Here is a 9004-nt window from a genome sequence, read left to right as displayed (position 1 = left end):
CTGCTCCCATGGAACTGGCGGCGACCAGCAGAACTGCTCAAAGCCGCCTAGCCGCGGCCCTCACCGGATGCTTACGCTTAAGCACCGAAGCGGCAAACCTCTCCGAGGCGAACGGCGGCGACCCAACCAACCACCCGACCTGATCCCCCGGCGCTCTCGACATCTCGTTGCCAGCGTAGAGCCGCACCGGATCCGGCGTCACCGGACAGCACTCGCGGGTATAGCCTCGCCTCGTCTCCCGGCTTGCAACGGTCACTGCCGCCGCACAATGCGCCATCGAGCCTAGCCTGGGGCATGCCGGCAAGCCGATGAAGTACGTCTGACCACCCCGCTTTCCCCGGGAGAGCGGTGCAATCACGACGGCACAGGGCACCCACACGAGCCGTGCCGCCCGGGCGATACATACCCGCCCCGGGTCGCGGCATTTCGCCGGCGCCGAGGGAGGCCGGCATGGTCGAGAAGCATGGCGAGGAGCCGCGGCAGCGGCCGGAGAACACGGACGACGACGAGGGCAGTCCGGGAACTGAAAGCTACGAGGCCTCTGAGCACCATCCTGCCGCCGAGAGTAAAGAAACCGAGGCTCTCGACGGTGCCAGTGCCGTGTTCCCACTCTCGCCGCTGGTTGAGGGCGAGTTCACCGTGCCGCTCGACCAGCTCGTCATCGGCGCCGATCATCCCCGCCGCCGCTACGACTTCGAGAACGGCGTCGGCAAAGCGCTGTTCCACGCCGCGCTCGATCCCGCCGCGCTGACGCCCATCCTCGTCCTCCTATTCGAGAACATCTGGTACGTCATCGACGGCTGGGCGCGGGTGCTGGCGCTGCGGCTTCAGCACGAGGATAATCCCGCCGTCTTGGTCCGGGGGGTGCGCTGGACGGGGACGGCCGAGACGGCGGTGTACCAGCGCTTCAGCCAGTCCTTCCTCACCCTCGCCTCGGCACCGATCGAGCGCGCCCGCGAGGCATTGCGGATGAGCGAGGTCTGGGTCGTCCCCGACCTGGTGATCGCCGCCCGGATCGGCTGGACGCCGAGTAAGCTCAGCAAGCACCTGACCGCCGCCAGGGGTGAGCGCGATGAGCCGCGCTTCGCCGATCTTCTCCAGCAGCCGGCGAAGCCGCCGATGGACTATCTCTACAAGGTCGGCAGAGCGCTCGCCGATGCAGGTAAGGACGACGCCGCCCACCCGCGACGCAGCGCGGCCAAGGGCGCGGTCACCACGCTGCGCAAGCGACTGGAGGCGCTGCTCGCCCGCAATGAGCGGTTCGAGCCTAGGCACGCATTGGTCGTGCTCGGCATCGTGCCGCCGACGCCCGAGCCCGAGCTGCCGTTCGGCGCGGCGGCGGGCATGGCCAGCGGCCCCGAGCCGCTGAACCTGGAGGACGTGGTCGGTCACGACGACGTCGTGATCGGTGCGCTGGAGCGGCACAGTGATGGCGGTCGCCGCCTGCTGCTGCCCGACGAGGCGGCGGTATCCGCCATGACCCCTGTCGAGAAGGCCGCCGCCAAGGCTGCCTACCACGACGCCGTCGACCGGCTGTTCGGCTGAGCTCCCGGCGACGCTGCGACCCTCGTCATGGCGGACGATCCAGCCCCGGACGCGTCGGTGCCGACGCGGCGCTGCCATGGCCATGGCGTCATGCGTCCCGTACCGGTCCGCAGCCTGTTCGCTTCGACCTTGCCGATCACGGTGGAGGAGATTCATAAGGTGCTGGCGGCGCTCGGCCCCGACCTCGCCGCGATCTTCGACGAGGAGGCATGATGGCACGCGGACGGATCCGGAAGCCCGACACCAGGCTGCGCGCCTACGCCTATCTCCGCCTCTCGGTCGACAAGGAGGACGGCAAGGCGCAGAGCATCGAGGCGCAGCGCCATGCCCTTCGCGCCTACGCCCTGCATCATGACATCGACATCGTCGAGGAGTTCGCCGACTGCGGCCTGAGCGGCCGGACCGACAGACGTCCCGAGTTCAACCGCATGATCGCGCAGGCGACCGACGGCTCGCACCCCGTCGACCTCGTCCTGATGTTCGCCATCGCCCGCATGGCTCGCAATATGCGGCTGTTCTTCAACTCGATCGACGCGCTTGCCGACGCCGGGGTCGAGACGGTGTCGATCACCGAGAACTTCGGCGAGGGCCGCTCCAAGCGCATCGGTCAGACCATCACCGCGATGATGGCCGAGCAGCAGGCGTTCGACTCGGCCGTCTACACTCGCAAGAGCCGCCGGGAGAATGCCCGGCAGGGCTATTACAATGGCGGCCCAATCGCCTACGGTTACGAGACCTATGTCGCCCATCAGGACGGCGAGAAGCAGCGCATGAAGCTGCGGATCGTGCCGGCCGAGGCGTCGGTGGTTCGCGAGGTGTTCGACTGGGCCGACATGGGCCGCGGCGGGCGCTGGATCGTCGGCACTCTGAACGCACGCGGCACGACGCTGCGTGGCGCGAAGTTCTCTAACAGCAACGTCGCAGGCATCCTCTCGCGGGGCGTCTACACCGGCACGTACCACGACAAGACCGCCGACGATGAGGGCAACGCTCCCGATCCCGAGGACTGGATCGCGGTGCCGTGCCCGGCGATCGTCGACCTCGACCAGTTCGAGCGGGTCGCGGCGCTGCGCGCCAGCCGCAATCCCCGCAAGACCGCGCCGCACATCGCCGCCGGCACCACCATGCTGATGGGGATCGCCCGCTGCGGGATGCCGGGCTGCACCTGCGGCATGACGATGCGCACCGGCAAGGGAGGCCGCTACCACTACTATGTCTGCAACGGCCGCGTGAACCAGGGCCGTACCTGCAACGGTCCGAGCGTCCGCCGCGAGGAACTAGACAACATCGTGCTCGACGCGATCGAGCGTCAGCTGCTCGCGCCTGCCCGCCTGCAGGCCTTGCTCGCCGATGTCGTCAACCTCTCCGACCAGAAGCGCGCGCAGCGCGAGGACGAGCTGGTCCACGCCCGTGCCGAGCAGACCCGGCTGCGCACCGCGATTGAACGGCTGCTGATCCTGGTCGAGATCGGTGAAATGGGGCCGCGCGATCCGATCTTCGCGAAGCGGATGGGCGATAACCGCGCCTCCCTCACAGCCGCGACCGCGCGCATCGACACGCTCGAGACGCAGCTCGCGAAGGGGTCAGGCCGGATCACCGACGCGACGGTCGCGAAGTTCGGCAATCTGTTGTCGGAGAAGTTACGCGACGAAGACCCAACGCTGCGCACCGCCTATCTGCGGATGCTGGTGTCGGAGGTCACCGTGTCGAAGGACGAGATCCTGATCTCCGGCCCCAGGGCCGCGTTGGAGAACGGCGTCACCAGCGGCATCCCGCGCCTCGAGGGCACGGTGCCCATCTTTGACCGGAAGTGGTGCCCCATGCACCACCCAAGCGGGCACTCAAAACGCTGGGAATTTTTGGTGCCGGTTGAGTAAAAATAGACGCTTAATCGCCAAGATGCGGCACGGCCAATACTGGCGCTAATGAGGCTCGGGTGCGCTCGAAGCGGGTGGCGGTTTGGAGGCACCATCGAAGCGACATATGTGCGCTCCATCAGACTGCGCTGTGTCGGGATAATGCGATCGTTGTCGTGCCGGGAGCGCCTCGGTAGCAGGTATCCTCGTTGTTCCTACCGGTACATATCCTTTCTTGGCGATGACGCCGATACTGATTGAAATAGAATTAGGTTAAAAAGAAGGACGTCAGACCTTTCCCTGTTCTTATTCCGGAACATCGATCTCGATCTCCAGCAATGTGGAAGCCAGCGTTTTGCCGTGGGCATCCAACGCGAGCGAGCGCGTGACGCCGCCTCTCAGCGCACCGTGAAGCACGAAGTTAAGGGCGCCGAGCGAGGGCAGAGTGAAGCGCTCGACTCGGTCGGGCGAAAGGCGGGCGAAGTGACGCGCTACGGCTTCGCCGGTGAGTTGGCGCTCGAGCAGCACGAAATCCGCCTGACGGTATGCGATGACGGAAATGAGCGAAATGTCGCCTTTGTCGCCTGCGCGCGCGTGCGCCAATGCGTGGAGGCGCCGCTTCATGCGGTCAGCAGCGTGACGTCGGACGAGACATCGCCGCGGGGAATGAGAGTGGATGCGATCGCGATTACCGACTGCGCGTGCCGGGTGACTCCGCCGCCGCCCGCGGGTCCGGTCGTATACAGGCTTTCCACCTCTTGGCCGATACGCCGCGCCGCCTCGATCGTGTCGGTCCGACCCGTCACTCTTGCGCGCACTTCGGTTTGTCGACGCAGGTCGGGAAGCCCGGCTCCGATGTAAGTGGCGTCGAGGCCGATGAGTTCGCATCGCAGGTCGCGTACCGGAACGCCGGTCAGGTCGAGCCGCTCGCGGATGATCTCCAGCGCAAGGCGCCCACGGGCGACGGCGTTGACGCCGGCATAAGAGATCTGCCCCTCGCCAGTATAGCCGTCGGTGTAGCCGACGGACACCTTGAGCATCGCCGGTGCTGGACGTCCATCGCCCCCCGACGCCTCAACCCGGTCGGGGCCGAGCATACGAAGCCGGACACCGGAGAAGTCCGCCGTCACGTCCGGTGTAGGATAGGCGGCGGGGTCCCCGATCTCATAGAGCAACTGTTCGGTACAGGTCCGCAGGTCGATCAGACCACCCGACCCCGCGACCTTGCCGAAGACAGCGGTGCCGTCCGGCGCGACATCGGCGAACGGAAAGCCGAGCCGGGCCAGACCGGGCACGTCCTTGACGCCCGGGTCGGCGAAATAGCCGCCGGTCAGCTGCCCCGCGCATTCCAGCAGATGTCCGGTCATCGCCCCGCGCCCCAGCAGCGACCAGTCATCCTCCCGCCAACCGAACTCGTGCATCAGAGGCGCCAGGAACAGCGCCGAGTCGGCGACGCGACCGGTTACGACGACCTGCGCGCCGGCGGCCAACGCATCGCGGATCGGTCCGGCCCCGAGATACGCGTTGGCCGACAGAATGCGATCGCGCTTCAGGTCCGACACCCTCCCAGGCTCTCCGAACAGCGGCGGGTCGCGATGCAGCACCTGTGCCAGCACGTCGTCGCCGGTCACGGTCGCAATCTGCAGTCCGGCGAGACCGATGTCGCGCGCGATGGCGGCGATCCGTCCGGCGGCACCTGACGGGTTGGCGGCGCCCATGTTGGTGACGATTCGCACGCCACGGTCGACGCACGGTCTCAGCACCGCGCGTATCCGCGCGTCGAGCAGCGGGTCGAAACCCGATTGAGGGTCATCGCGCCTGGCGCGCTGGGCCAAGGCGATGGTACGCTCCGCCAAACATTCGAAGACGAGATAATCCAGCGCACCATGCGTCGCCAGTTCGATCGCAGGCTCGATCCGATCGCCCGAGAAACCCGCGCCGGCACCGATGCGCGCGGACGACCGCCGCACCGTCATAGCGGCAGGACGCCGATAAGTAGCGCCGCAAGCACCATCACCAGCGTGGCGGCAAACAGCCACGGGATGGCGAACCGCTGATGCGCCGCCAGTTCGATCCCGCTTAGCCCAGCCACCAGGAACGTCGCCGGCGTCAGCGGGCTGACCGGGAACCCGGTCGTCATCTGGCCCAACAGCGCCGCGCGACCGATTGCGACCGGTGCGGTCCCGAACTGTTCACCAACCTTCACGATGACGGGAAGCACACCGAAATAAAAGGAGTCGGGGTCGAACACAAGACTGAGCGGCATGCTGAGTACGCCCAACAGAACGGAAATGTGACCGCCGATACCTTGCGGGATATGCGCGGTCGTGGCCTGGGCCATCGCGGCGATCAGGCCGGCGCCGTTCATGATGCCGACGAACGCACCGGCCGCGAACAATATGGCAGCCATCGACAGCGCGGCGCCCGCGTGCGCGTCCAGCCGATCCCGCTGGTGTTTGCCGCCGGGATAATTGACGATCAGCGCGACGGAGGTTCCCACCATGAAGGCGACCGCCGGATCGATCCGGCCGGAAATCACCGACCCGATGACGATCAGCGTAATTACGGCGTTGATCCAGAACAGCCGGGGTCGACGCAGACTCGCCAGCGCATCGCTGCCGCCATGAGCGGAGGGCTCCTCTGCTAGCGCCATCGCGACACCCCCACCCCCTACGGGTCGTGGCAGTCCGGCGGCGATGCGCCGCTCTTCCCGTAGTCCCAGCCACCATGCGACCGCGAAAATGAAGACCAGGCCGCACGCCTGCACGCCTGCCATCGGCGTGAAGATTTCCAGCGCCGGAATCTTGAGCGCGGCGGACGCCCGGACGGTCGGGCCGGTCCATGGCAGGAAGTTCACGCCGGCCGCCATCGACGCGGTGCAGGCCAGCACCCGGCGGTCGAGTTCGAGCTGGTCGTATAGCGGACGAAGCGCCGGGATGGTGACGAGAAAGCACACCGCCCCGGAGCCGTCGAGATGGATCACTAACGCCAGAGCCGCCGTGCCGACCGCTATGCGCGTAGGACGCTCGCCCACGAGTCGCAACACCAAGTTCACCAGCGGCAGCAACAGGCCGGCATCCGTCATGATGCCGAAAAACAGGATTGCGAAGACGAACATCGCCGCGACCGGCGCGATCTTGCTCAGTCCGCTTGCCACATAAGCCGGGATTTCAGCAGCAAGGCCGATCATCGTTGCCGCAACGACCGGAACCAGGATCAAGGCCGCAACCGGGGATACGCGGTTTGAAAGGATCAGCGCCAGCAACGCCGCGATGGCCAGTGCGCTAATGATTGCCAAACTACCTGTCCCTGTATGGAGGGGTTGCGGTACGCCGCAATCGTATCACCGCCGCGCCAGCGCCACGTCGTGCTTCTCGCGGTCCCACGTGCGGGGTGTGCAGCCATCCTCGCGCAAACGGTATTTCAGGATTTTCCCGGTCGGGTTGCGCGGCAGGTCGTCGCGGAACTCGATATAGCGCGGCACGGCAAAATACGGTACGCGATCGATCGCCCACAGGCACAGGTTCTGCTCGGTCAGGTCCGCGCCCTCGCGCAGCACGCAAGTGACCTTGACGTCGTCCTCGCCCAGTTCGGAGAACACGGCATGGACCGCGACGTCCATGATATCGGGATGGTTCTGGAAGGTCGCCTCCATTTCGAAGCTGGAGATGTTTTCGCCGCGCCGCCGGAGATAATCCTTCTTACGGTCCAGGAAGTAGAACTCGCCGTTCTCGCCGAATTTGCCGATGTCGCCGGAGTGGAACCACAGGTCCTTCATCGCCTTCAGCGTGTCCGCCGGGCGGTTCCAATAGCCCGAAAACATCACATTCGGTCGCCTGGGCCGGATCAGCACCTCGCCCGCCTGACCGGTCGGCAGCGGATTGCCGTCGTCGTCGGCGATGACGACGTCGAACTCCTCGGCCATCGGACCCGACGAATTGGGGTCCAGCCGGGTAGCCAGCGGTCCGGTCGTGACCATCGCCGCTTCGGTCAGGCCATAGCCGCCCGCCCCCATGATTTCGACACCGAAGCGGGTGCGCCACTTGTCCTGCATGTCCTTGGGAAACGGTGCCGCGCCGACCACGCGGAGTTGGCCGAAGCATTTCGTCGACTCTTCGCTATCCGCGGCTTCGGCGATCAGCGGATGCATTGACCCGAGCAACCCGACCGAGGTCGCGCCCGAGCGCAGGATGTCGGGCCAGAAGCCCGAAAGCGAAAAGCGCGGGTACACGACCGAGCGACCGCCGAGCATCGCGGTCGATAGCAGGCCGGTTGCGGTCGCGTTCATGTGGAACAGCGGAAGCGCACTCCAGTAGATATCCTCGGGGCGGCGATCCCCGCACATGATCGCCTGCCGCGCGAGATTGCACGCATAGCCATGACTGATCATGCAGCCCTTGGAGGGTCCCGTAGTCCCCGACGTGTAGATGAGCATCGCCAGGTCGGACGGGGCGACGTCCGGCAACGGGTGATCGGTCTGCGCGTCCATCGCACGATCGAGGGACCGGATTTCGAGCGAGGCGGGCGCATCGGCTGGTGCGGCGCCCCGATGCACCAGAACCGCCAGCGCGGGGATGTCGCCAGCGACGGCGGTTACGCGAGCGGCGTAATCCTCCTCCGCGATGACGATCCGCGCGCCCGCATTGTCGATCTGATGCCGGAGGAACTCACCCTTATAGGCGGTGTTCACCGGGACCGAGACAGCGCCGGCAAGGTTGATTCCAAACCACGCCACCACCGCGTCGAAAGTATTGTCGAGCACCGAAACGACGCGGTCGCCAGGCACTACGCCGAGCGCGACCAGTCCCGCCGCAAGACGTCGCGCGGCATCCTGCGTTTCCCCGTAGGTGAAGAGCTTGCCCTGGAAATCGAGGAAAACACTGTCGGTCTTCGCGTCCGCCACTTCACGCAGGACGCCGGTGATGGTGTTGCCGCCTGTGAATTCCGCAACCGACATCTCGCTCTCCTAACGGGCCTGCGCGCGTTCCTGCCTCGCAACTGGACCGGTCCTATCGCGCACCCGGAAACTTGTAAATCGTTCAGTCCTCTATGCTGAGTGTTCGATCAGTATGGTCTTGACACTGGCCGCGCTGCGTTCCAGCGATGGTGGCAGAACTATGGTCCAGTCTCCGAACGCGATGTGCCGGAGGCCGTTGAAATTGCTGGAATGGAGACGTCATGTCCGAAGCGCTCATCATCGACGCCGTCCGCACGCCACGCGGCGTGGGCAAGGCCGGCAAGGGCGCGCTCGCGCACATGCACCCGCAGCATCTCGCTGCCACGGTGCTGAAGGCGATTGCCGAGCGCAACCATCTCGATACCGCCGATGTCGATGACATCATCTGGTCGACCAGCACGCAGCGCGGCAAGCAGGGTGGCGATCTCGGACGGATGGCGGCGCTCGACGCGGGCTATGACGTAAAGGCGTCGGGCACGACGCTCGACCGCTTCTGTGGCGGCGGGATCACGGCGGTGAACTTCGCCGCCGCGCAGATCATGAGCGGCATGGAGGATCTCGTCGTCGCTGGCGGGACCGAGATGATGTCGCTGACCAACGCGATGGTCGCCGAGGATATGGCGGACGGCAAGCCGCTCTACGGCAT

At 66.1% G+C, this 9004-nt stretch carries 8 protein-coding genes; 4 read left to right on the top strand and 4 right to left on the bottom strand.

Annotated elements, in window-relative coordinates:
- Window positions 1-450: 450 nt before the first annotated feature.
- The 3 genes from HUU96_RS06590 to HUU96_RS06580 are packed head-to-tail and all read left to right on the top strand — an operon-like array spanning window position 451 to window position 3422.
- Window positions 451-1545, top strand: coding sequence for a hypothetical protein (locus HUU96_RS06590; protein ID WP_174292041.1), 1095 nt, complete (start codon window positions 451-453; stop codon window positions 1543-1545).
- 27 nt (window positions 1546-1572) lie between these two features.
- A complete protein-coding gene (locus HUU96_RS06585; RefSeq protein WP_174292040.1) occupies window positions 1573-1758 on the top strand; it encodes a hypothetical protein in 186 nt (61 codons plus the stop codon).
- The gene (locus HUU96_RS06580; protein ID WP_174292039.1) at window positions 1758-3422 is read left to right on the top strand and encodes a recombinase family protein; all 1665 of its coding nucleotides are present in this window, start codon (window positions 1758-1760) and stop codon (window positions 3420-3422) included. The genes HUU96_RS06585 and HUU96_RS06580 overlap by 1 nt, the downstream gene beginning before the upstream one ends.
- 285 nt (window positions 3423-3707) lie before the next feature.
- Here HUU96_RS06580 and HUU96_RS06575 read toward each other — a convergent pair whose 3' ends face one another.
- Genes HUU96_RS06575 through HUU96_RS06560 form a run of 4 tightly spaced genes read right to left on the bottom strand, consistent with a single transcriptional unit; the run spans window position 3708 to window position 8358 of the window.
- A complete protein-coding gene (locus tag HUU96_RS06575; protein ID WP_174292038.1) occupies window positions 3708-4025 on the bottom strand; it encodes an AtuA-related protein in 318 nt (105 codons plus the stop codon).
- A complete protein-coding gene (locus HUU96_RS06570; protein ID WP_174292037.1) occupies window positions 4022-5377 on the bottom strand; it encodes an acyclic terpene utilization AtuA family protein in 1356 nt (451 codons plus the stop codon). The genes HUU96_RS06575 and HUU96_RS06570 overlap by 4 nt, the downstream gene beginning before the upstream one ends.
- Entirely contained in the window at window positions 5374-6699 is a 1326-nt protein-coding gene (locus HUU96_RS06565; protein WP_174292036.1) for a CitMHS family transporter, read from the bottom strand. Before HUU96_RS06565 ends, HUU96_RS06570 begins: the two co-directional genes overlap by 4 nt.
- Before the next feature lie 45 nt (window positions 6700-6744).
- Window positions 6745-8358, bottom strand: a complete 1614-nt coding sequence (locus HUU96_RS06560; protein WP_174292035.1) for an AMP-binding protein — start codon at window positions 8356-8358, stop codon at window positions 6745-6747.
- 221 nt (window positions 8359-8579) lie between these two features.
- On the opposite strand from HUU96_RS06560, the gene HUU96_RS06555 reads away from it, so the two are divergent.
- A partial coding sequence (locus HUU96_RS06555; RefSeq protein ID WP_302480221.1) for a beta-ketoacyl synthase N-terminal-like domain-containing protein occupies window positions 8580-9004 on the top strand: 425 nt, incomplete at its 3' end.

It is taken from the genome of Sphingomonas bacterium (assembly GCF_903644135.1).
Classification (GTDB): Bacteria; Pseudomonadota; Alphaproteobacteria; order Sphingomonadales; family Sphingomonadaceae; genus Sphingomonas.
The sequence above is the reverse complement of the archived record's forward strand: the minus strand, read 5'-3'. Positions and strand labels throughout refer to the sequence as shown.

Bases quoted from the DNA above. Each gene is read 5' to 3' on its own strand.
- HUU96_RS06585 (WP_174292040.1), top strand. From the start codon at position 1,573: ATGGCGGACGATCCAGCCCCGGACGCGTCGGTGCCGACGCGGCGCTGC.
- HUU96_RS06570 (WP_174292037.1), bottom strand. From the start codon at position 5,377: ATGACGGTGCGGCGGTCGTCCGCGCGCATCGGTGCCGGCGCGGGTTTC.
- HUU96_RS06580 (WP_174292039.1), top strand. From the start codon at position 1,758: ATGGCACGCGGACGGATCCGGAAGCCCGACACCAGGCTGCGCGCCTAC.
- HUU96_RS06590 (WP_174292041.1), top strand. From the start codon at position 451: ATGGTCGAGAAGCATGGCGAGGAGCCGCGGCAGCGGCCGGAGAACACG.
- HUU96_RS06560 (WP_174292035.1), bottom strand. From the start codon at position 8,358: ATGTCGGTTGCGGAATTCACAGGCGGCAACACCATCACCGGCGTCCTG.
- HUU96_RS06575 (WP_174292038.1), bottom strand. From the start codon at position 4,025: ATGAAGCGGCGCCTCCACGCATTGGCGCACGCGCGCGCAGGCGACAAA.